Below are 25,133 nucleotides of genomic sequence, written 5' to 3' on the forward strand. Positions count from 1 at the left end.
TAACTTTATGATTTATATCAATTTATATACTTAGTCCTATCTTGGGGTTGTTATTACCAAGAATCACTGTTGAGAAAATAGTCACCAATGACAATAATTACCACAGGTTTTAATTGGTGATAATTCATGTGTGTAAGAGATAAAAATAAAGACAAACAATTACTTAAGTTTTCCGCTGCAGCAGCGTTAGCGTTTGCTGTGTTAGGTGTTGCAGTGGGTGGGTTAAGCGGCTCAGTTGTCATTTTATTTGACGGTGCTTATTCGCTGATGAGTTTATTTCTTACCATGCTTTCATTAGCCGCCTCGAGTTACATGCGTGCTCCCTCAAGATCTCAATTTGCGTTTGGCAAAGCGATCATCGAACCCCTCGTGGTGGCAATTAAAGGTACGGTGATTTTAATGTTGCTGTGCTTTAGCTTATCGTCAGCGATGACAACAATACTAAGTGGTGGTAAAGCCATTGATATGTCTATTGCGGCTGTCTTTGGTTTCATTGGTTTATTAGGGTGTGCTGGTGTTTGGTGGTTTTTAGCTCGCCAAAACGGGCCGCAGCGCTCGGGCTTATTTGCTGCTGAAATAAAACAGTGGAAGATGGATACCATTATCAGTGCAGCAGTTTGTGCAGGCTTTATTATTGCTGTGTTAATGGCATATACACCTTGGCATGCATATGCCGTCTACGCAGACTCTGTCATGATGCTGCTTATCGGTAGTTACTTTATATCGGTGCCATTAACCATGCTCACTGGTGCGTTAAGAGAGCTGCTGATGATGAAGCCGAGCCAAGAGATTTGCTCTCTAGTGCATGAAAGTGTCTCAGAGGCCAACGGTTCTAGCCTACAAGAGCTTGAGATTACAGGTATTGCTAAAGTAGGTCCCGAGTTGATGGTTAACATTAATGTAAACCCGAAGAAGTCGAATCAACTATTACCGGACTTGCAAAAGATCCGTGCATTGATGGATAAAAAATTAGCGACGTTATCATTAGATATTAAGCTCAACTTAGATATTGTGACAGAAGCGAAGTAGCGCGCCGCCATAATGTTGGTGCGACTAACCAATACCCAATTTACTGCAACATCGATGACTCATTTAACACATCACTTCGAATAAACCACTTGGTTAGCCTATGACTTGATTCACTGGTAATGTAAACTGAAACGCTAATTAAGCGATCGCTTATATTGCTAGTTTGATAAGAATCAATTACTAATGAGTGAGTTAAGTGAACAAAAGCCGAGTTTGGCGCTGCTTTTGTCATCTTCAGAACGCTATTTTTTCTAAGTAAGGCTAAAATCAGCTTAACAATGTTGCGCAATTGTTTTAGTTTAAGGTGTTGATAAATTTAATTTTGATGGCACTTTTTTAAAGTGTGTACGTTTTGGGGGATAATTATTTGCATAAAATGTACTACTTATTCTTGCTGAGTGCAGTTTTGCTGTTTCATGCAAAACTGCATGCCACCACTCTTAAATATAATGTCAATGGCTCAAGTAGTTGGGTGCCCTATTATATTACCGAAGACGCGAATAACTCAGGTATATTAGGTGAGTTAGTTCCGCAAATCCTTGCAACGGCTTCAATCGACATCGAGCGCCATGATTTTCCTCCCCAACGTACAAATCAAGCACTTGAAAAAGGGTTATTAGATTTTGATTTTGTGAGTCCAAGTTGGTTTGCTGATGGAGATATGGGAGCGCAATTTGTTCAGTCAGAGCCAGTGCTTCATATTCAAGAAAACATCATAACGCTTAAAGAGAATCAGGAGGCTTGGTCTAACATTGCTAAGATCAAAGGGCAGCCAATAGGCACTGTATTTGGCTATTTGTACCACGATGATGATATTTTTACTCGAGTGGACTTCAGTTCTGAAAAACAATTAATAAAAGCTCTGCATAAAAACAGAGTTGATGCTGCCATTTCGGGAGATTTACCTGCTTTGTATTGGGCGAAAAAGCTCAACCTCCCAATCGCATTAGCTGCTATTCATTCAAAAGGGGTGTTAGTCATGCGCTTAAGGAAAGAGCATCAAGCGTTAATGCCACAAATTAATGCCGCCATTTTAGAGTTAAAAAATGACGGCACCATTCAAGACTTAATTGACAAGTACACCAAAACAGAACTCTATTTGTAGCAGGTACTAATTTGCCAGTTTTACCTGTGAAAACTGCTTTTTCTTTCGTTCAAAATAATGATGTGTCTCTGTCATAATGACATGTCTTAAGCCAATAATTGCAATTAAATTTGGTATGGCCATTAAGCCGTTAACAGTATCGGCAAGCATCCAAATTAAATCTAATTGAATAAATGCACCGACAGCAATCAAGCCTAAGAAGGTTAATTGATACACCTTAATCCCTTGGTCTCCTAGGCGTTTGTGAGTTAGGTAGTACCAACAACGTTCACCGTAGTAATGCCAGCCAAGAATTGTCGTGAAGGCAAAGCACACTAGCGCTATTGTCACAATATATTGACCGACAATGGCTGAGCCTCCCGTTGAAAATGCGGCACTGGTCATTGCTGCACCCGCAGTATCACCATTCCAAACACCCGTAATAATCAGGACTAAACCTGTCATGGTACAAATCAAAATGGTATCAAAAAAGGTCCCCGTCATACTGACAAGACCTTGCTCTACAGGTTCTTTAGTTTTGGCAGCAGCAGCGGCAATTGGGGCACTACCTAAGCCAGATTCATTTGAAAAAACACCTCGGGCAATACCAATTTGAATGGCCTGAGCAACAGTGGCCCCTAAAAATCCACCTGCAGCTGAAATGGGGGTAAAGGCTGAGTGAACTACTAATTCGAGCGCTGGTATAATTTGCTCTGAAAAGCTAAACAGAATCCAAATACACGCTAAGACATAGCCCAGCGCCATTGTAGGTACCAGCTTTTGAGCGACATTTGCAATACGTTTGACGCCGCCCAATGTGACTGCTGCCACCATTGTTGTCAGTACAATTGCTGTCACCCATGTAGGTACATTGAACGCAATTGTCATGGCATCGCTAATGGCATTCACTTGGGCAAAAGTACCAATGCCAAAAAACGCCACACCAACACCAAATACCGCAAAGATTTTGGCTAGCCATTTTAGGCCAAGCCCTTGTTCAATGTAATACATAGGGCCGCCAGCAATATTACCTTTGGCATCCGTGGTGCGATACTTAACCGCTAGCATGCATTCGGCGTACTTGGTTGCCATGCCAAAAAAGGCGGCTAACCACATCCAAAATAATGCACCTGGGCCACCAATTTTTATCGCAGTAGCTACCCCGACGATATTACCTGTACCTATGGTCGCCGATAGGGCAGTACACAAGGCTGCAAATGATGATAAGTCACCTTTGCCTGTTGCAGGTTTGAATAACAAACTTAAGGCAAAAGGGAGCTGAAATATTTGTAATAGTTTAAGCCGAATAGTGAGATAAAGACCGGTACCAACCAGTAAGCATAGGGTGATTGGGCCCCAAACAATGGCATTGATATCAGCTAATAGCGCGTGAAAGTTCATGGTGTTCCTCGAATATTAAACAACAAAATTAATATGGAGGAGGAAAAGATATGGCTGTTATGTGGTACTGAAGAGGGCAACTGACAGAGCATCCACCCACATAGGTAGATTTTAGGCGCAGCAACAAACGACAGTGACCATAAATGAATACAGTCATCCTCTCCTCTGTCCTTTTGCCTGAGCGTTTCGCGTGACTGATAAGTCAGCCTCACTTTCGCCTTCGGCGCTGTAATGACAATCGCTGACGAATAGCGTTTGTTTACAGTCTCTCCAGAGGCTCGTCCAGTAACAGTCCTCACCACAATGTGGCACCTGAAAGAGTGCTTTACTAGCGGATAATCCACTAACTAAAGTTGCCTCGTCGGTGTGGGGTTAGTCCCCACTCTCCTGCTACCTTCATCCGAACGGATCTTTTTGAAAATGCGTGTTAAATAACAAGCCATTAATCAAAAAGGGCAATTAGCATGCGGGATATAAATCAGAGGCTCAAGAGGTGTAGATCACAGTTTGAAATCGAGGTGGTTTGTCTGCGGTAAATTTGAACAAACAGTAATATTAAAGGGCAGTGCAGCGCTGGTTAGCACTAAACTGCCCTTTGTTGGCTATTACTGAGCCCTTATTTAATTCCAAGGCTAGATTTCGACTTCGTTACCTTTAGGGTTAGGGCCAAAGCGATTGGTTTCCTCTTGGCTGTCAGACACAAAGAAATACAATAATATCAATGCGCCGATAAGCGGTATAAGCGCAATGAGGATCCACCAACCCGAACGATCAGTGTCATGAAGGCGACGCACAGATACCCCAAGGGCTGGTAAGAATACCGCTAGAGAATAAATGCCACTTAATAACCCGTAACCCGTTTCTTGGTTAAGCGTGCCTGTAATGTTATCCATGATACCTAAAAGTATTCCAGCAATAACATTGAATAATACAAAGAACCAATATTCCTTTCTGCGTGCTCGGTCTTTAAAGTTAATGTAATTCTTCAATACCTTGATATACCAATCCATGATGATTCCTTGTCAGTATGCTTACTTTTTAATCATATAGTTATAACAGCAAAGAAAGTGGAAAGGCAATGAAGGACAACATTCTTTAACTGGCGTTATGACCTCTGAAATGTCATTGGTACTTAGTAGAAGTGGCTTACTGGTTGCTTTTTGAACTAGATGTGAATTGTTGACGTATAACATGATTACTAAGTGAACCAAACTCAATTGAGGATACGTCATGGATAATGTGAACCAATCAGGCAATATCGCGACAATCATTGGTATAGCTGATGCAACCCACTATTTAGTGGGGCTGACCGATGCTGGTAATAATTTTATAGGCTTAAATGGCGCCGGTTCAGGCGAGTGCGTGAACTCGATTGTAGAAGCTAAAGCCCTACTAAAAAGCCATGACTATTCGGTTGCCCATCTTGAATATCAAACCGCCTATGATGAAATGTGTGGCTTAGACAATACGGGCAATTATCAACAAGTGATAAATTTATAAACTGGCTAATGGTGCGAGCCATGTAATGATGTTCTGCTCGCACACTTCCCTCTCTAGCAGCAAGCATTAATGCGATTGCGGCCATCAGCTTTAGCGCGATATAGCGCGGTGTCAGCAGCGCACAATAATGCATTTGCCGTTCTAAATTGGCCGTTAATTTCACTAGCATGACCTTGGCTTACACTGACTGTAACTGAGATATCCAAACCGATATCTATATAGGTCAATGCATTAATGTTTTGCTGTATTAACTGTGCAGTTTGCTGCACTTCTTCGGTATTGCAGTTAGGCATCACTAAAGCAAACTCTTCACCGCCATAGCGCGCTGCGGTGCAATCTTCATTAGGTAAGGCGCTTTTAATTGCTTTGGCTATCTTTTGTAAACAACGATCGCCCATGACATGGCCATGGTTATCATTAAATGATTTAAAGTGATCAATATCGATGATTAATACACTGATCGGATCGCCTTGTTCAAGGCAGTTTTTCCAATGATGTTTTAAGTCTGCATCAAATACTCTTCTGTTCGCTAATTCAGTTAAACAATCAGTCGATGCCCATTTATAAAGCTGTTGATATTCGGCTCTAAACTGGCTTAAATCTCGTAAAATGATCCCGAACAATGGCGCTGTCATCGGAAAATGAGTCACTGACATTTCAACATCAATACTTTGTCCGTTAGATAGATTTAATGTGGTTTCAGTGGGCAAATGGTTTAATGGTCTTGGCGCAATTTGCGAGGCAATAATCATAGATTGATATAATGATTTTTGTGGCTCACACAAATAGGACTGCCAGCGTCGACCGAGCAATGAGTTTACTGAACTTTGAGTTGCGCTATTTTCGCCAAGGTGAGATTTAAAAGCTGAAGCGGTATTGTTTGCTGATGGGCTTAATAATAGTGCGGCAGCGTGAGTGTTAGCCATTTGAATATTGCCAAACTCATCGACTACTATCATCGCTTCCATCATATAGTCGACTAAAGTTGATAATGAACTGAGGGCATTTCCACCTAATGGAATGTGATCTGGTTGTTTGGCGAGAGGAATGGTTACAGGATTGACATTATGTTTTGGTGGCTGCTCAATAGCGCCAAAGTGGCCGCCAATGAGCGCATTCATATTCACATGAGAAAACTGATTCAGCTTATTCTCTGCTGTGGAAGTGAGTTGTAACATAACGAGTATCCTTACTAGATTGTTAACATCATCGCAGTAACTGCTTTTTCTAGTTAATACTCTATCGAACTCTGTTAGCTATAACCTTTCGCTAACCTTCCTTAGTAAGTTACTGAAAAATATGACTTTAATAAGGTTAATTAGCAGTATTTTACGCTACCTTGTCCTCGATTAATTACTTGTGGGTCTTCACTTAGGAGTAATAATGAGTTGTCAGTGTTGGTTAATACAAATTGAAACTTTGTGGTGCCAACTATTTTATCTAAGTCCATCAATTGGATTATTTTTCCATCGTTGCTGGTTGTGACTGCATCTACTACCCCATCAAAAGGGGTTTCAAACGCGGCGCCGACAAATTTTAATCCTTTGTCTGTCAAATCATCTAATAAATAGGTGATGGTACTTTCGCCTGTAACCTCTACTGAGCCTGTTTCATTACTGTATGAAAAAGTCGGTACTTCATTTTTATCGATTGTTACGGTTACAGTGATAAAAGTGGCCTTGCCTGTAATATTTAACATGGTGACTCCATTCGATTAGTGAACATTTTTAAAGTTTATTCCAGCTTGAGCAACAGTATCAATTAGCTGGGATTCTGAAGGTAACTCCCCTAGGCATCGCAAAGCTTTAAGGTAGGGAATTGTTATTGAAGGGTTTCTGTTTGTGTCAGTTAAGGATTGTAATCTAGATTTCGTCTCAGTACAGAGGTAAGTTCTAGCTATATTTGGGTTAACAGAAGCTGAAGTTGAATAAATGAGTAATTGGCTAGAAGACAGTAATGCTTTATAGGTTACATTTTGAGCATGTCTGATTGATATGTCATAGAATAAATCTTCAGCAATTAATGCATATTCATTACTTTTACTATATTGATTGTTATGAAGATAATACCTTGCCGACGCAAGGTGGTATTTAGCCCATAATAATTGTTTTTGGGCAGAGTTTTTTAATGATTCATTTTCAGTTAATAAAATAGCTAATGTTGTTATATCAAAATTTAAAGAGTGTATATTTTTTTCATTAACGACTTCTAGTAGCCTGAACATTGAATTAAATTTTGCTATTTGCCATAGCTCATTTTTCGGGTCTTGTATTAACGCTTTATTAATCGCAGCGAGCCCTAATTGAGTTACTTCAAATGCATGTTGTTTTTGGTTTTGAAAACGTAATAAATTGGAATGAATGTGATAGCTCGAAAATAATCGGTCAAACGCATAAGGAGTGAGTTCAATATTTGAAGTTATTAATTCCTCTTGTAATTGCTTGTGCAAGTTAATGGCTTTATTTACATCACCTTGAGATATAACAGCAGTTGCTAACCAAGAACGTGTATCTGCAATATCCGCAACAAGCTGAATATTTTCGGGGTCTTTAGCTAAAGCAAGCTTTTTCAATGTTAGAGAGTGCTCAAAATTCTTTACTGCTGGAATGAAATTCTGCTCCTCTATATTTATAGAACCCAATGAATTATTTGCATAAGAAAACTCCATAATTGCTTCATTATTATCTGGTGCAATTTCATACATGGTTTGACTGTAAGCTAAGTATTGTTCAAACCACGCTTTAGCAGCTTGCCAATCACTTTGATCGTAATCCAATTGCCCTAACCAAAATGCATTAGCGCCTAAAGTTTTGAGTAACTCGAAATGCTCAGGTTGTTCAATCAGTAATGCGGTGAGCTTTTCTCTCGATGCTAAAAGCGCATTTTTGGCTTCGGTGTTTTTACCCCGTGAATAGGCTACTTCACCCATGGCTTCGAGTGTTTGACCGTGCTGAAAACGGGACTCAAAACTCAAGCTGGTATCGCTAGGATTAGAGGCGTCACTGAAATACTCCAATGCTTTATTACTGATCCCATCAAGTAAATCCATTCTGCCAATGCCGCGCATTTTGTCGGCGAAATCACCGACCATAAAACCCAGTAAATTTTCGGCTGCTTGGCGTTTTTGTAAAGCCATTTGCTCAGCCTCAAAACTGCGAACACTGGCAAGTATTGAGGTGATAGTGAGTAAAAATAGTAATGAGATGGTGAAGGTTTTTTGCCAGCGCCTTACTTTTTCATGTTTGCTTGAGGCGTTAATGAGCTCTATTTCTTGAGGCTCTAAATCAAACAGTGGATTATCTTTTAGCAATTGTGCTTCACGCAGCGGTTTACCATCAGCCAGTAAGTAAGCATGATTTTTATTTTCTTGTACCCAACGGCTTGATAAATGGTGCAGCCGGCTTTTAATACGAATGCTTTGATTATGTTCTGCTATCCATGATGTGGCACGTGGCCATCTTCTTAGCAGTGCCTCGTGGGCAATGCTAAAGCTGGGTTCGCCATTTTGTAAATTGGATACGAATAAACGGCTGTTGATCATGGCTTGGGTGAGGGTTCGTTCCTCTTTAGTATGCAGCTGCGCCCAGCGGGCTGTTCGGCTGGTGATAGAGGTTTCGTCTTCCCGTAAGGTGACAAGTAGCGAAAACACATGGGGTAAACTGGCTTTTTGCTGTGGGGTAAGTTCTGCTATGGCATCTTCTGCATTTTTACCGATAGCCCCCTCAATACCCCCTAGTTTTTGGTAAACGCTGAACAATAGCTGATTGTCTTGGCTGCGCTGCAAGTAAAGTGCCTGCAACATGTATTGCAACATGGGCAGCGCATCTGGGTTACTGGCAGCTTCGGCACATAAAATTTCATCTAATGGGGTGGCAGTGTCAGGATCGCTGCTCCACGTTAAGTTGGCTGCTACGGCAGGTAAGCGGATCATTTGCAGTAATTCGCTACGGGCAGGCGGTGATAAGTCAAAATGCGCACCACGGCCTTTGCCTGTCATTAAGCTGGGATATGCCACGAGTAATGGGTAAAACTCATTTCGACAGGCACTGAGCACCAACACACAGCCTGAATTAGCAAGCTGCTCCAATATATTTACAAATGCATTGCGCTGCTCTTGGCTGAACAAAGGTGATGACAATAAGACTTCGAGTCTATCGATAAATAGCGCAAAGTGGGTGTGCAATTGTTGGTTCGATTTAATGGCTTGCTTGCATTGCTGAACGATGGCTTGTGGCTCAGTAATGAGCCTGTGGGATAAAGAGTCGGCGCTGTCACCATCAAATACAGGGATATCATTGATTTCCCAGTCGAGCATTATGCCTGCGAGTTCGATGAATAATTTCGATTTAGCCACATCAGCAAAATCGAGGCTACCGTAAGTCGCCACATGAACACCGTTGTAACCAGAACCGACCATTAAGTTGGGAATGATCCCTGCATTAATTAACGATGACTTGCCACTGCCGCTAGGGCCCAGTAATAAACAAAAGCCGCGACCAAATTTTACTTGCTGGCTTATCCGCTCTAGTAACACACTGATTTGTTTACTGCGGCCGAAGAAGACTTGTGAATATTGTTCTGAGTAGGCTTGAAGCCCAGGAAATGGAGAACCTGATTGCCATTGTTGTTGCTCGGCTAGGGTTTCATGACCAATAGGAAAATTGACGTCTGCAATGGTGCGATAGCCACGTTTACGTATGGTTTCGATATAACGAGGCGAGGTGGCCTTGTCATCGAAAGCGCGGCGTAATTGGTTAATAATTTTATGAAGTGGATTGTCGCCAATGTCGGAGTCGGGCCAGCAATCGTTGACGATATCATCGCTACTGAGTACTTCGCCGCTGCGCTCGCATAACAAGATCAGCACGTCCATTGCTTTGGGTTCAAGCTGTTTGGTTTTTTTACCGAATTTTAGGCTATTACTGTTGGGGTCAACCTGCCACTCACCAAAGAAAAAAATCTCTTTCTTCATTGTTACATTCCATCGAAAAATCAGCGCGTTGCATCATGCATTCGGTACTAGCTAACCGCGAGTGCGTTTCATTAGCATTTAGTTATATCAATTAATAGGTAGAGATGTAACCACTTAAAGTGTGAATACTTGTATAAATATCAATCAAACCTGTAATGGTTGTCATTTTAAGAGATGCAACTCTTGATTCAATAAATGTCTGCAGGACAATCTTTTGAGGGTAAAAGTCGTTATCTGGGCGCGTACTGTTATATTCCGGTTAGCGAATCGAGTGCTTGGGATGTTAATGCCTCTGTGTAGGGATTAATTTTCTGATGAACTGGACTCCACCCCTTAATAAAGCGTTGAAAATCAGCCCATGCGAAAGCGTATAGCGGTCGCCAAGTGTGCTGCACTTGCTCAGCATCAATATCAGGCTGATAGTCGGCAAGGCTGATGGTTAATGCGGCAAAGTATTCGTCTAAGTAGGCGTTAATTTGGGCTTCGCTTTCGGTAAATAACATTACGCTGCTGAGAAACAATGCCACATCTTTCATGCCGCAACCTTTACCTATGTATTGAAAGTCGACAGCTGCGGCGTGTTGGTGATTCTCACTAAAACAGAAGTTGGCTAATTTGGCATCGCCATGGATCAATGTTTGATATTGGCAATCACTAAGGGCTTTATCTAGCAAAGGCGCAGCTGTTTTTAAACGTAAATCAGTCAGTGCTTCGAGCTCATCAGGGCGAGTGTTTAGGTGCCAATATCCACCCTGTGACCACAAGTCTGGATATTGCAGTGATTGCTCACTTTTTTTGGTATTTGAACCGACTTGATTGATGAACATGTACTTACCGTGAAAGTGTCCAAGCCAGTTAAGGCAGGCTGAAATTGCCGTGCTATCAGCTACTTTTAGTACCTGATTAAACCCAAGTGTGTGTAGGTCTTCTAAAATCAGCAGGGTTTCGTGGTCGCTTTGCTCGACGAATAAACAGCGGGGAACGGGGCTGATAGTTTTACTGTTTGGCACTTTTAAAACTGAAGGGTCAAGCGTGCTTTCACCCAGCGCATAACAATTGAGTGAGGTTAGCTTATTGGCATAATGTTGATACCAACTGACTTCGACTTGGTAAGATTTAAGCTTACGCTGGTGGGATAAACTAGTATTCCATCCCTTAGGGTGAGCGGTTCCACTGGAGGTGTGATGAGCATTACTGCGCGGCAATTTTATGTGTTTAACAATCACCGATGAAGTATTTGCTCCTGACAAATAAGCCCTAAACAGTTCACCGTACCCGCTCCAAAGTGATTGGATTAACTCTACTTTAATGACTTGTTTGGCATTAAGTTGACGCTTAATGGTGTCGATAACCGATGGCGCGATTTGAAGAGGGGCGGTGTTCATTTAATTATATTGGCCTTAGTTTGTCGATTAATGCTGTGTCATTGGGTTTTGTCAGTGTAGTCTGAGAATTGTATGGCTAAGCGCTGAACAAATGAATGAATAAATGCCTGATTAAGTGAATTAGTTCTCAAGTCTTAAGATATACCCATTGAGTTTTAAAGTAATTAGCGTAGTTTTAACTGATTGAAACCTGACTGGAGTTGAAGATGAAACCAGGCAAAAATGATAATAAATTGCTTAAGTTAGCAATGGAGATTGGCGAAGGATATGCCAAAAAAAGAGGTTTTAAAGACTTTGGCATTGGGATTTCGCCAAAGGATAAAGTGGAATGTATTTATCGTTTACTGGTACAAGACGGCCTGATCCAAGGATTAGCTGAAGATAAAGATGACGGCCCAAACAGAAAACACAAACTGGTGTTATGGATAAGCAAGCAACTACCGCCAGAGCACCCGTTACTGAATTAATATTGAGGCGATACTCTGCATTGCATCAATATTTAAAAAATCAAAAAGCCAAGCGACTGCTTGGCTTTTGTTGTTTAGCAAGGCCGTAGCATTAAGATTTAGCTTCGATTTCGTTTTCTACTTCTAATTCTTCTGGAGATTTGAGCACATCTTTTGGTTTTGTCACACTGCCAATAGGGGGATATGCCACACTGTCTTTAAATTTATCACGGGTGTCTTCGCTGTAATTAGGGAATGGTAGCTCTTCCTCCTCAATCAGTTGGCGAATCGTTTGTTCTGCCCGTTGCTGCACTTCTAAATCAGCAGGTACGGCATTATTTAACACCACGTTTTGACCTATTGGCGCAATGTGAATATCGAGCTCTTTCATAATATTCAGCAAATGAAAATTTAAGTCTTCGGCAATACCAAAGTATTCATTGATATCCCCAGTATCAATGTAGGCATTTACATTCACGACAAAGGCATCACGTTCGATAGCAAGAAAGCGTGCTCGCTGGGCAACCTCTAACACTCTTGGATGTGATAACAGTAGTTTACGTAGCTCCATCAATAACATTTGCAGCTGTTCTTTAGTGGTATCAAGGCTAATACGTAAATCATGCTTATAGCGACGGCGATCGATTACCGAGAAGTTCTCTAATTCTTGAGAAGAAAAGACCGAGTTTGGAATATGTACCACGGTGCGATCGAGTTTACGAATTCGGGTTGAACGTAAACCGATTTCTTCAACGACACCGAGAGTGGCGCCAAAACGGCAGAAATCTCCGGGTTTAATCGGTCTGGCGGCATATAAGGTTAATGCGCCAAATACGTTTTCTAATGGTTTTTGCGCGGCTAAGGCGATGGCTAAACTGCCGACACCTAAACCTGTCAAAATCGTCGCCATGTTGTAGCCTGAACTTTCAAACCACATCAATGCGATAATGACCACAATGACGATTTTTAAAATGGCTACCATAGGGCGGAGTAGGGCTACACTGTAGCTTTTATCTTGGTCATGTAGTTGTTTTGATTTATAGGCAGAGTAAAGCTCAACCAAGCCAAGAATTAATATGGTGTTGGCCAGATACAGCAAGGTACTGTTATCAAACCATACTCTTGCTCTGACGGATAATCCGAGTGCGAGCGCGGCATATTGCAACAAAGATAAATACAGGAACCAACGCAAACTACGCCCACAAAAGCGGCTTAATCCTGCGATTTTAGGTTCAAAGTGCTTTGCGATACTGATAGCCGCAAGACTGATTAACCCCGTACCAATCCAACCAAAAAGAATGCTTAAACTGAGAATAAGTAATTGCCAGTTTTCCATATGAAAAGCAGAGAATTCAGGTAGGAAGTTAGCAAGTGCTTCTATTTGGGGGCTATATCCGTATTCATCCCATAGTTCTGGTATTTTGGCGACGGTAGCATTAGATATTTTCCAAATCTTACCGCCTTTACCGTCGGGCACATGCTGCATATAAACGGGAACGGGGCCGGTATTCGTTTCTAATACGCCAAGCAAATCTCGGTAACTTGGGAGTTTGTCATTTAAGTGGCCAGTTGGTTGGTCGCTAATTTGTGACAAGTCGATGATGTTCTGTTTGTTCCATAAAATGACCAGTTTACGGAGTAATTCGGGGCCATCTTCTGGGTTAATCCCTTTTGGCAAGTATCGTAAATCAACAAACTCGGCAGCGGCTTGCCAGTCATTTTCTTCTATGGCTTGACCTATGGCGATTAAGGCGGTCAATGGCGTTTCGCCATCTCGAGCCATGATTAAGCCACCTTGGGCTTCGGTGATGGCTTCGCTGCGCTTTTCAGCTTCAGCGACTTTTTTTAGGTTGATATCATCTGCAGCAGTAACAGAAAAGACACTACATTGAATACTGAGCACAAATAAGATTGAGAAAATTTTACGCCAATGGTGTCGTCCCATGAATATGTCCCTAAAAGCCCAGTTACTGTATCAAATATATGCGTTTTAGCGGCAGACTGCCAGAACGATTTATCATATTTTTCACAAAGTTACTCAACCTGTTTAACTTAAGTGTTTATGACTAAAAAGAGAGAAAATTGATTAGCTGTTGAAGATAATGACAGCGTTATAAGATGCCGTTTCCATTACTGTCATGCTAAGAGCTTTGATTGTTGCGTATTTAATTTTCGGAATAATTTTTAGCTGAATTTGAAAATTGATTAATGTTGCCTACACTCAATATTAGCTAGTTAAAATAGTAAACAAAGCATAGGTTTAAATCGATTAGAAAACCTATCTCATCAAGGGTTGGAGAATGGATTGATGCCAACTGTTAATATTAAAATGACAAGGAAGTGTAACGATGACATCCCCACAAATTTTTTTACTCGCCACGGCTGTTGGTTTAACTCCTATCGCATTATCTTATGGTTTTTCACCGTCTACCTCGTTGTCTTTCCTTTTTAATATTGACGCCACACCTGTCAATGTCACTCATATTTTTCGAGCTGTTATGGGACTTTACTTTGCCTTAGTCACTTTTTGGGTCGTAGGCGCTTTTGTACAAAAAATCAGGCTGCCAGCTTTATATAGTCTCGTTGTGTTTATGGTGGGTTTAGGGCTGGGTCGTTTATTGAGTTTAGTTTTAGATGGAATGCCGCATTGGTTACTAGTGGTTTATATGTTGCTTGAAGCAGGCTTTGCTGTTGTGGGAATACTTATGATTAATAAATGCCAAAAAGAGGCTGTTTAAGGATTGATCTCGTTTATTAAAATTGACTTCTAAGCTGCTCCAATAGCTTATTAATTCGGATTAACGTGTTTGAAAAAGGAATTCACTATGAAACAAAAAGGTGCAATGAGCGTATGGTCTATTTGCCGTATCCCAGTGATAACGTTTTTTACTTTGGTGAGCATGAATTTCAGTGTCAACGCAGCCACTGATAAACCTAATATATTCGTTATTTTTACTGATGATATTGGTATTTCAAATTTAAGCGCTTATCACAATGGTGTGATGAGTAGTGATACCCCCAACATTGATAGTATCGCCGAAAAAGGGATTCTAATGACGGATTATTATGCTCAACCGTCATGTACAGCGGGACGCTCCGCGTTTATTACAGGACAGCTACCAGTTAGAACCGGAATGCATACCGTCGGTTTACCTGGCGGTCCAGTCGGGCTTAATGCCAACACGCCAACCCTTCCTGAGATCCTCAAATCTATGGGCTACATGACAGGCCAATTTGGTAAGAATCATTTAGGTGACAGAGATGAGTTTTTACCCACAATGCATGGATTCGATGAATATTGGGGCTGGTTGTATCACTTAAATGCTATGGAATATACCGAAGACCCTGATTGGCCTAAAGATGCAGATTTTCAATCTTTTGCGCCACGCAATGTGATCCATGCTAAGTCAACGGGCAAAGGTAAACAGTCTATTAAAGACGATGGCCCATTATCTATCGAGCGTATGCGCACCTTAGATGATGAAGTAAATAAACATACGATAAACTTCATTGAGCGAGCCGTTAAAGCAGATAAGCCCTTTTTTACTTGGTATTGCCCGTCTCGAGGACATGTTTGGACTCATTTATCACCAAAGTATGAAGAAATGCTCGGTAAAAATGGTTGGGGCTTACAAGAAGTCGTGATGAAGGATTTAGATGATCATGTAGGGGAAATGTTGGCCAAAATGGAAGAGTTAGGTATTGCTGATAACACCATCATCGTTTTCACTGCCGATAATGGCCCTGAGATCATGACTTGGCCTGATGGTGGAATGACGCCGTTTCATGGTGAAAAAGGCACAACTTGGGAAGGTGGTGTACGAGCACCGATGCTAATTAGCTGGCCTGAAAAAATCAAAGCAGGACAAGTGTTAAATGGCATGTTTGATGGTATGGACTTTTTACCAACCTTAGTGGCTGCAGCGGGCGGCCCCAGTGACCTTAAAAGCAAAATGCTTAAAGGATACAAAGGATTTAAAGCGCACTTAGATGGTTATAACCAATTAGATATGTTGACCAAAGGTGCGGCTTCAAAGCGAAATGAAATTTTCTACTATGAGCGAGATAAACTACAAGCAGTGCGAGTCGGGGATTGGAAAGCTCACTTTGTGGTACAGAATAATGGTTGGGCTGGTGCTAAAGAAGAATTAAATGCGCCATTATTATTCAATTTACGTCGTGACCCTTACGAACGTGCCGCAGAAGAGTCTGGCATGTATTTAAAATGGATGGGACAAAAAATGTGGGCATTTGGCCCTGCCCAAGCTGCCGTGCAGCAGCATCTTGAAACCTTTAAAAAGTGGCCTCCAATGACTGCAGATACAGGTGCCGTAAATAATGGTGGTGTCGGTAACTGAATTTTGCTTTAACGAGGTTGCTTCGAGCCTTTGCCCAAGGCTTACTATGGAATTAAACAAGGAAGGTTTTATGAAACTAAGTCCAGCATTGTTAGTAGTTTTTAACGCGTTTTTGTTCACTATTGTCGGTGTTACAAGCCATACAGCGTTAGCTGAGGGGCAAGGGAATTCCATTAATACTCCCGCATGGCAAAATAGTGTTGAAATCTATGGAATGGCGTTGAATATCCGCGGCGATACGACTCTTCTTGATCAAAACCTAGAGGTAAATGTCGACCCTAAGTTTATATTGGATACCCTGGAAATGACCGCCATGGTTCGCTTTGAGAGTATCTATGATAACCAATGGGGATATTACATTGATTATAGTTTCATGAAGCTCAATGGCGAAACGAATAACGTCTTGGATAATACTAATAACTTGGTATTAAAGGGGGATATTGATATTCGCCAAGGGGTGCTAGAGGCTAAAGGATTTAAGCGTTATGACTATGGTGATAGCACGTTAGATTATATGGTTGGCTTACGCTGGTGGGATAACGACATCGATATGCAACTGTATCGTAAAGACAATAATGCCATATTCAGTGACATTAACTTTGAAGATGATTGGATTGACTTTGTGGTTGGTGTGCGCTGGATAAAACCGATAAATCAAGATTGGTTATTTTACATTAGTGCTGATGCAGGGATGGGCAGTGATACTGATTTTACTACCGCTATTCAATCTGGCGCACGGTATCAAATTAACTCATGGTCTGATTTGAATTTGGCTTATAAATCCACTTGGGTTGATTACGATAATGAAGATAACTTTGCTTATGATACGGCATCGCAAGGCTTTCTAATCGGTTGGGCAGCTTACTTTTAGCCTTAGCTGACGATTAAGAGTTGAATGTATAAAGGGCGCCCTAATAGAAGTCGTTGGCGCCTTTTTTGTGCCTTCATCCCATTAATTTGCTGGTAGTGGATTACCTTTTAACGAGATTGCGTATCTCAGTAAAGTAAAGCCTTCATCTTCATATTGTCTGATAAACGTCATGCCTAACTTTTTAATGATGTTGACTGACCCAAGATTCACGTCCACCACTTCGCCGTAGACGATATCTAAATCCATGTGCTGCTTTGCAAACTCAATACAGGCTTGATTTGCCTCAGTGGCATAGCCCTTTCCCCAAAAATCTTGATGTAAACGGTAGCCGATATCGATAGCATTTATTCGCGAGTCATTTTTAAAACCACAAAAACCAATGACTTGATTTGTGGCTTTATGGACTACAGCCCAACGGGCAAAGCCGAACTTTTTATATTCCGCTAACCATATCTCTTGGATAATATTTTCAGCATCTTTTAGCGTGTTACATAAGCCAGCGTCGCCAGTGTAGCGGGTGACTTCTTCTGAATTAAACTCAAGCACAGCTTTTGCATCGCCAAGATTAAATTCACGAATGATTAGGCGGTCTGTTTCAGTAATTATTGTCATTATGATCCTTATAAATTTTGCTATGCCATTTAATTACAGAATTGACGTTCACATGGCACACCGTCAAAGTCACCATCCATTTGAGTATCAGGACAATGATTAATATAGAAAATCGCTTCTTCACATGAACGCATGTGGCTGCAGTGAGTTTTACCCGCCTCGCAGCTAAACTGCGGTGAAGATTTTGTCGATTGAGTCGGACTGTTATCTATCGTGACAGGCTGAACTAGACTCGATTGACCGGGAGCATTCGTTACATCGTAGTAGGCTTGAATAGCAAATCTGCCAATGGCGATGACAATTAAAATGATAATAATCCGACTCATGGTGCCTGAAGCCGTGGTCGCCTTGTGCATTTTTATCGGGCCTCTCTTTTTAGCAGGTCTGTGTTGAGACGATTTTTGGTTGTTATTAGCTCGGTTGGTTTGTTTTGACTGAACTTTAGTATCCACGCCTATAATATTCACATTGATAGCTTTAACTTTTCCGTCAGCTTGCTGTTCTACAACATATTCAATTTGATCGCCAACAATGGGCTTTCTAGCCATATGTTTAAGGGTGGAAATATGGATAAACACGTCTTTGCCACCCTTATCAGGCTCGATAAACCCGAAGCCTTTACTGCCATTCCAGCGAACTAATCGACCTGTTTCCATCATCACTCGTATTATTTCCCTTTGAAAGGTTTATTGTTTTATACACATTATAAAATTCATTAAGCCTATGCTAGGTTATTAACAGAGCATAATAAATTGTTTTTATCTGCGGCTTAGACATCTAGCTGTTTACAAGGAAGATAACATGAAATTACCAGCACGCTTTGCTGTTATACCCGTATCATTGTCAGTCACACTGGTTTTAGCCACAGCATTAAGCAGCACCTCACTTTATGCTGAAAACTTTGATGCTTCAGTGATGAAGTCTATGCCCAAACTTGAAGCGCTCTATACTCATTTGCATCAATTTCCAGAGTTGTCTTATCAAGAAAAAAACACCAGTGCCAAAATGGCTAAAGAGCTATCAGAGCTTGGTTTTGACGTGACTGATAACTTTGGTGGCTACGGTGTGGTAGGCATGTATAAAAATGGTTCGGGACCAACGGTTATGATCCGTGCAGATATTGATGGGCTACCAATTATTGAACAAACAGGTAAATCTTATGCTTCAAAAGTCACTACGGTTGATGAACATAATAATACCGTTGGGATCATGCATGGTTGCGGTCATGACATCCATATGACCAGCTTTATTGGTGCAGCAGAACAACTGATGAAACATAAATCAGATTGGAAAGGCACGTTAATGATGGTAGCTCAGCCCGCAGAAGAAGTCGGTGGTGGAGCAAAAGCCATGCTAAAACAAGGCCTGTTTAGCAAGTTTCCTACTCCAGATAGTGTGATTGGTTTACATGTGAGTGCAGGCATTCCCGCAGGCAAAGTAGGCGTAGTAAGTGGTTATGCGCTTGCCAATGTAGATTCTGTAGATATTACTATTAAAGGTAAAGGCGGCCATGGGGCGTATCCTCATCTTTCGATCGATCCCGTGGTGATCGCAGCAAGAACTGTATTAGCATTGCAAACTATCCCAAGTCGTGAAGTATCCCCCCTTGAGCCAAATGTGGTTACTGTTGGCTCAATTCATGGTGGTTCTAAGCACAATATTATCTCTAACGAAGTTAAACTGCAGTTAACACTGCGCTCGTACAATCCTGAAGTAAGGGAGCAGCAAATAGCGGCAATTAAACGTATTACCAAAGGGATTGCGTTAAGTGCAGGTTTACCTGAAGAGCTGGCTCCTGAAGTGTATGTGCATGACGATGAAACGATTCCATCAACCTATAATGAGCCGCAATTAGCTGCAAAAGTACAAGCCAGTATTGAAACTGAAATTGGTAAAGACAATGTGGTTATCGCGCCGCCGGTCATGGCTGGCGAAGATTTTGGATTGTACGGCCGCACTGAGCAAAATGTGCCGATTACCCTATTTTGGTTGGGGAGTGTAGAGCCCCAAAAGTATCAGGCGAGTCTAGATTCTGGTGAGCCATTACCTTCATTGCATTCGAGCCAATTTGCGCCAGATTATCCACTTACGATTAAAACTGGCGTGCGAGCGATGACCCGCACCGCAATGGATTTATTCAATGGTAAATAGCATTTAAAACAGCGAGCAGATAACTCACGCTGATGATGTCACGCTATAATAGCCGTTATCAAAGGGGTGACGTCACCCCTTATTTAACTTAGGTATGAGCAATATGATTACGTTTACGACTAACTTGGGTGATATTTGCATTGAGCTTGATATGGAAAAAGCGCCAGTCAGTTCAAAGAACTTCATACAGTATTGTAAAGATGGTTTTTATGAGCACACGATTTTTCATCGCGTGATTAAAGGCTTTATGATCCAAGGTGGCGGATTTACTGCCAAAATGAAAGAAAAACCAACTCGCGATCCGATTGTAAACGAAGCTAACCGTGGTTTAAGCAATGTATTAGGCACCATTGCAATGGCGAGAACCGATGCGCCGCATTCAGCTACTGGGCAGTTTTTTATTAATGTTGCTGACAATACCTTTTTAGATCATACCGCTACGACCAATAATGGTTGGGGTTATGCAGTGTTTGGCAAAGTGATTGCTGGTATTGAAGTGGTAAAAGAAATTGAAAAGGCAAAGACAGCCACTATTGCAGGGCACGATGATGTTCCTAAAACGCCTATTATCATTGAAAAAGTGACGATTGAAGAGTAAGGCCTGTTTGGCTGAGTGAGCATTGCCTTAGTTTTTCTGAAAGCATGTATCGAAAGTATGTATCGAAAGTATACGCCTTCGATACATTTTTTATTTCAATATCATTGTGCTAGCGCCGAACGAACAAATATAAAAGGAAGCTCATTTGAGCCTTACACCACAAGATAAGCTGCAGCTTGCTCAAGCAAAACAGTTACTCGATAATCCAGGACTTGCGGCTAAGATGACCGACTTTATTGGTACGCCAATCGAGAAAGGTTTTGCTATGCTGCCGAAAACCGTGAGTGAAGGGATTGGCAAGGTGACACAAGCGGCGTTGATGAAAGCATCAAGTGCAGCGTTATTTACTATGAAAGATGTACCGGGCGAGCAATCATCTGATCGATGGCACAAATTAGGTGTGGCAGTGAGTGGGGGCGTTGGCGGCTTTTTTGGCTTATCAGCATTGGCACTGGAGCTGCCTATTTCAACGACGATTATGCTGCGATCCATTGCTGATGTTGCTCGCAGTGAAGGCGAACAGCTCACCGATGTGCAAACTCAATTAGCTTGTCTTGAAGTTTTTGCACTGGGTGGTGAGTCTAACGACGATGATCAAGCTGAAAAAGGCTACTTTGCGGTGCGAACCGTTATTGCAAATTCACTGGCTGAAGCTGCTGAGTACGTTGCCACAAAAGGAATTAGTAAAGAGGCTGGCCCTGCCATGGTGAAATTAGTGGCAGTGATTGCTGAACGATTTGGGGTACAAGTCACTCAAAAAATGGCAGCGCAGGCAGTACCTGCAATTGGCGCAGCTGGTGGAGCAATCATTAATACTTTGTTTATTGATCATTTCCAAGACATGGCAAGAGGCCATTTTATTGTGCGCCGCCTTGAGCGATCGTATGGTGAGGAGCAAGTGAGATTAGCTTATGACAGTTTACTGATCGAAGGTTAAAACACGTTAAATAGCACTTCAGCATTAACTTCTGTAATGACCAACAGCTTGGAACTCACTCCTTTCTTAAGTCCATAATTAATCGTAACAATTAAACTGTGTGAACTTTCATCAAGACTCGTTATCTTAATAACATAAGCAATCATTAATGTTGACGTTATTACAAAATCAAAGGATACGATTTCAGGATGAATTTATTTAATCGAACCAGTTTGAATACGCTACTGGCAAGTTGCACAGGTCTATTGTTAGCTGCTCACTGTCAATCTATCGCTGCTGAAACCTCGTTTACTCCTCAATTTACCGCTCATCATATTGATGCTGATTTTGAGCTAACTCAAGGCATAGTGAGTGCCAACATTCTTGAGCATCAAGGCAATGAATTAATTGCTGTAGGTGTTGATGATAATCACGAACGTTGGTTAGCTATTTATGGTTTTGAGAATGAGGCATTAGTGCAGCTTGATAAATTAATGCTCTCAAAAGATATATATAGCTTTGATATTAATGAGCTAGAACCAGCTAAGGTCTCAGGTTCTAATCAAGCTGAAGTACTTACTCAACAGCTCTTTTTCGTTACCGATAATGCCTTACTGCAATATTCACCAGCGCAAAACACGCTGTTGGTATCAACGGCTGAATATGATGAGGCATTAGACTCCGTTGATGCTATGCCCACCCAAGGTTCGCTTAAAAAAGTGGCAGATATTCAGTCTATTTCTGTGACGACGCAAGCTGACTATATTTCTCGCGGCAATTTCGTGATTGATATTAACAATGATGATATTGCCGATATTCTTATCAGTGACTTTAGAGAAACAGCTGTGCTATTAGGCCAAGCTGATGGTGGATTTATCCAACAATCTTTACCCCTCCTTCCTGTGGTTGAGCTTAAAAATAATGGGGCAGAATATAGTCATGCCAAGCTGTATCACAGTGATATGAACTTTGATCAGCGCGATGACATCATTAAAGTTGGTGAAGGCTCACTTGAAGTCTATTACCAACAAGAAGATGGGCAGTTTTCTGAAATCGCAGAGTTTATCTCAGTCAGCCAGCCTATTAGTGGTGTTGATTGGTGGAATAAACGTGATGCCTATGGTGAGAATTTAGATCAAAGTGATTTGCTCTACCGCAAAGTTGAGCGCATCGGTGATGTGAATGGCGATGGCATCAGCGATCTGGTGGTGAGATACACTAAAAGCTCAGGCGTACTCGATAGAGTTAATGATTATGAAATTTACTTAGGCATTAACAACAATGGCAAGTTAACCTTCCCTCGAGAAGCAAACACCACCATTAAAGCGGATGGTACGCTAACAGGCTTACGTTTTGAAGATCTTGATAATGATGAAGTTGATGAAGTGATTGTCGCAGGTTTTGATATTGGTTTGTCGCAGATCGTCAGTGCGTTACTGTCTGGCAGTATCGATCAAGATGTACACGTTTTTAAAATGAATGATGCCAGTATGTTTGCAGACAAAGCCAATGTCAGTAAAGAAGTTGAGCTGAGTTTTAGTTTAACCTCGGGCCAAAGTGGTGAGCCTGTTGTTGCTTTAGCGGATATTAATGGTGACGGTTTTAAAGAGTTATTATTGTCAGATGATAATGAAGAACTCGATATTTACTATGGTCAAGCGGGTAGAGAGCCTTTTAAAAAGCGCGCCGAAGAATGGCCGGTAACGATTCCTGTTGAAGGAGCCATGTTATCAGCGGTGGATATTAATGCTGACGGTAAAGATGATTTATTGCTTAAATTTGGCAGGCAAGATCCTGAAAACCTACAGCGCCGCTTTAGTGTGTTAATTGCCAATTAATGGCAATTAATGCCGATTTTTCATTCTAGTTTATAAACTAAATAGCCAGCATTACTGCTGGCTATTTTTATTGGTCGTTGTTCAAATCTTTATCGATGTAGTGGTGCTTGTTTAAGCTAATGATAAGCCTACTCTTTGCCTGAAGCTGGCGTTATATTAGGTTTTGCTGAAAGTGATCAACCTCAAATAAACAGATAAAGATCGTAAAAATCGGTTTTGCTTTTCGATGATGAGCGTAAACTAATCTTAAACATGTAAATTAAATGCATGATTAGGTAATCATCAGGAGAAAGGCAATGTTCTGTATTCAATGTGAGCAAACAGTGAGAACCCCAGCTGGGAATGGTTGTAGTTATTCGCAAGGTATGTGCGGCAAGCTAGCATCGACGTCAGATCTACAAGATCTGCTTATCTATATGTTGCAGGGCGTATCGGCATATGCTGTAAAAGCGCGTGAATTTAATATTATCAATACTGAAATTGATACCTTTGTGCCTAAAGCATTCTTTGCCACGTTAACTAACGTGAACTTTGATGATGAACGTTTAATGGATTACGCCTATCAGGCGCAAGATTACCGTAACGAGTTAAAAGCGGCTTACGAGCAAGCGTGCGCCGACAAAGGCGTAGAGCCTGAAGCTGTTATTGCACAAGGTTCACTAAACCTTGCTGCTTCAAAACCTGAAATGTTAGATCAAGCGCCATTAGCACTGCCAAACCGTGGTGACGTGCATGAAGATATCCTTGGTCTTCGTTTATTGTGTTTATACGGTCTTAAAGGGGCAGCTGCTTATATGGAGCATGCGCGCGTATTAGAACAAACCGATGCTGATGTTGCTGGTGAGTTCCATCAAATCATGTCTTTCCTTGGTGAAGATTCAGTTGATGGCGACAAATTATTTGGCACGGCAATGCAAATTGGCCAACTAAACTACCGCGTGATGGCGATGCTTGATGCAGGTGAAACTAGTGCATTTGGTCACCCTGAGCCGACTGAAGTAAACACCAAGTCAGTTAAAGGTAAAGCGATTTTAGTGTCTGGTCATGACATGAAAGATCTTGAGCTTATCTTGCAACAAACTGAAGGCAAGGGCATTAACGTGTTTACTCACGGTGAAATGCTACCGGCTTTAGCTTATCCAGAATTTAAAAAGTATCCGCACCTTGTGGGCAACTACGGTAGTGCATGGCAAAACCAGCAACGTGAATTCGGCACTTTCCCAGGCGCTGTTGTGATGACATCTAACTGTATTATTGACCCTAACGTGGGCGAATATTCAGATCGTATTTTCACTCGTAGTATCGTAGGTTGGCCTGGTGTGACTCACGTTGAAGGTGAAGATTTTAGCGAAGTGATTGATAAAGCATTAGAGCTTGAAGGATTCACTTATGATGAAATCCCTCACAAGATCACCATTGGTTTTGCTCGTAATGCCCTAATGGAAGCGGCACCTACAGTGGTTGAGAATGTGAAAAACGGCTCTATTAAGCACTTCTTCTTAATTGGTGGTTGTGACGGTGACAAATCAGAGCGTAGTTACTTTACTGACCTTGCTAAATCAGTGCCTGACGACACCATTATCCTGACACTTGGTTGCGGTAAGTACAAATTCAATAAACTTGAGTTTGGCGACATTAATGGGATTCCTCGCTTATTAGATGTGGGTCAGTGTAACGATGCTTACTCTGCTATTCAGTTAGCATTAGCGCTTAAAGATATCTTTGAATGTGACATCAACGAGCTACCATTAAGCCTTGTTCTATCTTGGTTTGAGCAAAAAGCGATTGTGGTGTTATTAACCCTATTATCGCTTGGTGTTAAAAACATCCGTACCGGTCCGACGCCGCCAGCTTTCTTAACTGAAAACTTAGCTAAAGTGCTAGAAGATCAGTTTGGTTTACGTAATACCACTGATGTTGAATCAGATCTTAAAGCAATGATTAAGGCCGCTTAATCAGCTGTATACGGTGA

21 protein-coding genes and 1 riboswitch are annotated in these 25,133 nt (G+C 41.5%); of the genes, 12 read left to right on the forward strand and 9 right to left on the reverse strand.

What is annotated here, in order from left to right:
* Positions 1-126 precede the first annotated feature (126 nt).
* Together A9267_RS14660 and A9267_RS14670 are read left to right on the forward strand one after the other, a co-directional pair.
* Entirely contained in the window at positions 127-1,029 is a 903-nt protein-coding gene (locus A9267_RS14660) for a cation transporter (RefSeq protein WP_065109706.1), read from the forward strand.
* A gap of 376 nt (positions 1,030-1,405) precedes the next feature.
* Positions 1,406-2,134, forward strand: coding sequence for a substrate-binding periplasmic protein (locus A9267_RS14670; protein ID WP_065109708.1), 729 nt, complete (start codon positions 1,406-1,408; stop codon positions 2,132-2,134).
* A 6-nt stretch (positions 2,135-2,140) separates the two neighbouring features.
* Here A9267_RS14670 and A9267_RS14675 read toward each other — a convergent pair whose 3' ends face one another.
* Both A9267_RS14675 and A9267_RS14680 read right to left on the reverse strand, forming a co-directional pair.
* Positions 2,141-3,514 carry an alanine/glycine:cation symporter family protein gene (locus A9267_RS14675; protein ID WP_065109709.1) on the reverse strand — a complete coding sequence of 458 codons (1,374 nt, stop codon included), beginning with the start codon at positions 3,512-3,514 and terminating at the stop codon, positions 2,141-2,143.
* Between the two features lie 155 nt (positions 3,515-3,669).
* Positions 3,670-3,798, reverse strand: a riboswitch (glycine riboswitch).
* A 348-nt stretch (positions 3,799-4,146) separates the two neighbouring features.
* Positions 4,147-4,524, reverse strand: coding sequence for a DUF805 domain-containing protein (locus tag A9267_RS14680; protein WP_065109710.1), 378 nt, complete (start codon positions 4,522-4,524; stop codon positions 4,147-4,149).
* A gap of 220 nt (positions 4,525-4,744) precedes the next feature.
* On the opposite strand from A9267_RS14680, the gene A9267_RS14685 reads away from it, so the two are divergent.
* A complete protein-coding gene (locus tag A9267_RS14685) occupies positions 4,745-5,014 on the forward strand; it encodes a DUF6482 family protein (RefSeq protein WP_065109711.1) in 270 nt (89 codons plus the stop codon).
* A gap of 53 nt (positions 5,015-5,067) precedes the next feature.
* On the opposite strand, the gene A9267_RS14690 is transcribed toward A9267_RS14685, so the two are convergent.
* The 4 genes from A9267_RS14690 to A9267_RS14705 form a co-directional block, all read right to left on the reverse strand.
* The gene (locus tag A9267_RS14690) at positions 5,068-6,192 is read right to left on the reverse strand and encodes a sensor domain-containing diguanylate cyclase (protein ID WP_082972401.1); all 1,125 of its coding nucleotides are present in this window, start codon (positions 6,190-6,192) and stop codon (positions 5,068-5,070) included.
* A 140-nt stretch (positions 6,193-6,332) separates the two neighbouring features.
* On the reverse strand, positions 6,333-6,713 hold the full coding sequence (locus A9267_RS14695; RefSeq protein WP_065109712.1) for a DP-EP family protein: 381 nt from the start codon (positions 6,711-6,713) through the stop codon (positions 6,333-6,335).
* Between the two features lie 15 nt (positions 6,714-6,728).
* Positions 6,729-9,986: an nSTAND1 domain-containing NTPase gene (locus A9267_RS14700; protein WP_065109713.1), complete on the reverse strand. Its 3,258-nt coding sequence runs from the start codon at positions 9,984-9,986 to the stop codon at positions 6,729-6,731.
* 248 nt (positions 9,987-10,234) lie between these two features.
* Complete coding sequence (locus A9267_RS14705; RefSeq protein ID WP_065109714.1) at positions 10,235-11,371, reverse strand: phosphotransferase; 1,137 nt, start codon at positions 11,369-11,371, stop codon at positions 10,235-10,237.
* A gap of 206 nt (positions 11,372-11,577) precedes the next feature.
* Here A9267_RS14705 and A9267_RS14710 point away from each other — a divergent pair, with 206 nt between their 5' ends.
* On the forward strand, positions 11,578-11,838 hold the full coding sequence (locus A9267_RS14710; protein ID WP_065109715.1) for a DUF5062 family protein: 261 nt from the start codon (positions 11,578-11,580) through the stop codon (positions 11,836-11,838).
* A 91-nt stretch (positions 11,839-11,929) separates the two neighbouring features.
* On the opposite strand, the gene A9267_RS14715 is transcribed toward A9267_RS14710, so the two are convergent.
* Positions 11,930-13,762 (reverse strand): mechanosensitive ion channel family protein, encoded by a 1,833-nt coding sequence (locus A9267_RS14715; RefSeq protein ID WP_065109716.1) that lies wholly within the window; start codon positions 13,760-13,762, stop codon positions 11,930-11,932.
* 403 nt (positions 13,763-14,165) lie between these two features.
* Here A9267_RS14715 and A9267_RS14720 point away from each other — a divergent pair, with 403 nt between their 5' ends.
* The 3 genes from A9267_RS14720 to A9267_RS14730 all read left to right on the forward strand — a co-directional run bounded on the left by A9267_RS14720 (position 14,166) and on the right by A9267_RS14730 (position 17,046).
* Complete coding sequence (locus A9267_RS14720; RefSeq protein ID WP_065109717.1) at positions 14,166-14,555, forward strand: DUF4345 domain-containing protein; 390 nt, start codon at positions 14,166-14,168, stop codon at positions 14,553-14,555.
* 87 nt (positions 14,556-14,642) lie between these two features.
* Positions 14,643-16,175: an arylsulfatase gene (locus A9267_RS14725; protein ID WP_197495548.1), complete on the forward strand. Its 1,533-nt coding sequence runs from the start codon at positions 14,643-14,645 to the stop codon at positions 16,173-16,175.
* A 70-nt stretch (positions 16,176-16,245) separates the two neighbouring features.
* Positions 16,246-17,046 carry a hypothetical protein gene (locus A9267_RS14730; protein ID WP_065109718.1) on the forward strand — a complete coding sequence of 267 codons (801 nt, stop codon included), beginning with the start codon at positions 16,246-16,248 and terminating at the stop codon, positions 17,044-17,046.
* 81 nt (positions 17,047-17,127) lie between these two features.
* Here the strand turns inward: A9267_RS14730 and A9267_RS14735 are convergent, their stop codons facing one another.
* Positions 17,128-17,658: a GNAT family N-acetyltransferase gene (locus A9267_RS14735; RefSeq protein ID WP_065109719.1), complete on the reverse strand. Its 531-nt coding sequence runs from the start codon at positions 17,656-17,658 to the stop codon at positions 17,128-17,130.
* A 29-nt stretch (positions 17,659-17,687) separates the two neighbouring features.
* The gene (locus A9267_RS14740) at positions 17,688-18,314 is read right to left on the reverse strand and encodes a cold shock domain-containing protein (protein WP_082972439.1); all 627 of its coding nucleotides are present in this window, start codon (positions 18,312-18,314) and stop codon (positions 17,688-17,690) included.
* A 145-nt stretch (positions 18,315-18,459) separates the two neighbouring features.
* Between A9267_RS14740 and A9267_RS14745 the strand changes: the two genes are divergently transcribed.
* The 5 genes from A9267_RS14745 to hcp all read left to right on the forward strand — a co-directional run bounded on the left by A9267_RS14745 (position 18,460) and on the right by hcp (position 25,116).
* Positions 18,460-19,809, forward strand: coding sequence for a M20 metallopeptidase family protein (locus A9267_RS14745; protein ID WP_156669178.1), 1,350 nt, complete (start codon positions 18,460-18,462; stop codon positions 19,807-19,809).
* A gap of 103 nt (positions 19,810-19,912) precedes the next feature.
* Positions 19,913-20,407, forward strand: coding sequence for a peptidylprolyl isomerase (locus A9267_RS14750; RefSeq protein ID WP_065109721.1), 495 nt, complete (start codon positions 19,913-19,915; stop codon positions 20,405-20,407).
* 145 nt (positions 20,408-20,552) lie between these two features.
* Entirely contained in the window at positions 20,553-21,344 is a 792-nt protein-coding gene (locus A9267_RS14755) for an EcsC family protein (RefSeq protein WP_065109722.1), read from the forward strand.
* A gap of 188 nt (positions 21,345-21,532) precedes the next feature.
* Positions 21,533-23,161: an FG-GAP repeat domain-containing protein gene (locus A9267_RS14760; RefSeq protein WP_065109723.1), complete on the forward strand. Its 1,629-nt coding sequence runs from the start codon at positions 21,533-21,535 to the stop codon at positions 23,159-23,161.
* 296 nt (positions 23,162-23,457) lie between these two features.
* On the forward strand, positions 23,458-25,116 hold the full coding sequence (gene hcp / locus A9267_RS14765; RefSeq protein ID WP_065109724.1) for a hydroxylamine reductase: 1,659 nt from the start codon (positions 23,458-23,460) through the stop codon (positions 25,114-25,116).
* The last annotated feature ends 17 nt before the right edge of the window (positions 25,117-25,133 follow it).

The sequence above is a fragment of the Shewanella sp. UCD-FRSSP16_17 genome, from assembly GCF_001675935.1.
Classification (GTDB): Bacteria; Pseudomonadota; Gammaproteobacteria; order Enterobacterales; family Shewanellaceae; genus Shewanella; species Shewanella japonica.

What these genes read in the sequence shown, in the direction of transcription:
- A9267_RS14675 (WP_065109709.1), bottom strand. Translation starts at nt 3,514, where the DNA reads ATGAACTTTCACGCGCTATTAGCTGATATCAATGCCATTGTTTGGGGC.
- A9267_RS14710 (WP_065109715.1), top strand. Translation starts at nt 11,578, where the DNA reads ATGAAACCAGGCAAAAATGATAATAAATTGCTTAAGTTAGCAATGGAG.
- A9267_RS14735 (WP_065109719.1), bottom strand. Translation starts at nt 17,658, where the DNA reads ATGACAATAATTACTGAAACAGACCGCCTAATCATTCGTGAATTTAAT.
- A9267_RS14715 (WP_065109716.1), bottom strand. Translation starts at nt 13,762, where the DNA reads ATGGGACGACACCATTGGCGTAAAATTTTCTCAATCTTATTTGTGCTC.
- A9267_RS14740 (WP_082972439.1), bottom strand. Translation starts at nt 18,314, where the DNA reads ATGGAAACAGGTCGATTAGTTCGCTGGAATGGCAGTAAAGGCTTCGGG.
- A9267_RS14700 (WP_065109713.1), bottom strand. Translation starts at nt 9,986, where the DNA reads ATGAAGAAAGAGATTTTTTTCTTTGGTGAGTGGCAGGTTGACCCCAAC.
- A9267_RS14660 (WP_065109706.1), top strand. Translation starts at nt 127, where the DNA reads ATGTGTGTAAGAGATAAAAATAAAGACAAACAATTACTTAAGTTTTCC.
- A9267_RS14690 (WP_082972401.1), bottom strand. Translation starts at nt 6,192, where the DNA reads ATGTTACAACTCACTTCCACAGCAGAGAATAAGCTGAATCAGTTTTCT.
- A9267_RS14725 (WP_197495548.1), top strand. Translation starts at nt 14,643, where the DNA reads ATGAAACAAAAAGGTGCAATGAGCGTATGGTCTATTTGCCGTATCCCA.
- A9267_RS14730 (WP_065109718.1), top strand. Translation starts at nt 16,246, where the DNA reads ATGAAACTAAGTCCAGCATTGTTAGTAGTTTTTAACGCGTTTTTGTTC.
- A9267_RS14670 (WP_065109708.1), top strand. Translation starts at nt 1,406, where the DNA reads ATGTACTACTTATTCTTGCTGAGTGCAGTTTTGCTGTTTCATGCAAAA.
- A9267_RS14720 (WP_065109717.1), top strand. Translation starts at nt 14,166, where the DNA reads ATGACATCCCCACAAATTTTTTTACTCGCCACGGCTGTTGGTTTAACT.
- A9267_RS14745 (WP_156669178.1), top strand. Translation starts at nt 18,460, where the DNA reads ATGAAATTACCAGCACGCTTTGCTGTTATACCCGTATCATTGTCAGTC.
- A9267_RS14750 (WP_065109721.1), top strand. Translation starts at nt 19,913, where the DNA reads ATGATTACGTTTACGACTAACTTGGGTGATATTTGCATTGAGCTTGAT.
- A9267_RS14685 (WP_065109711.1), top strand. Translation starts at nt 4,745, where the DNA reads ATGGATAATGTGAACCAATCAGGCAATATCGCGACAATCATTGGTATA.
- A9267_RS14705 (WP_065109714.1), bottom strand. Translation starts at nt 11,371, where the DNA reads ATGAACACCGCCCCTCTTCAAATCGCGCCATCGGTTATCGACACCATT.
- hcp (WP_065109724.1), top strand. Translation starts at nt 23,458, where the DNA reads ATGTTCTGTATTCAATGTGAGCAAACAGTGAGAACCCCAGCTGGGAAT.
- A9267_RS14680 (WP_065109710.1), bottom strand. Translation starts at nt 4,524, where the DNA reads ATGGATTGGTATATCAAGGTATTGAAGAATTACATTAACTTTAAAGAC.
- A9267_RS14695 (WP_065109712.1), bottom strand. Translation starts at nt 6,713, where the DNA reads ATGTTAAATATTACAGGCAAGGCCACTTTTATCACTGTAACCGTAACA.
- A9267_RS14760 (WP_065109723.1), top strand. Translation starts at nt 21,533, where the DNA reads ATGAATTTATTTAATCGAACCAGTTTGAATACGCTACTGGCAAGTTGC.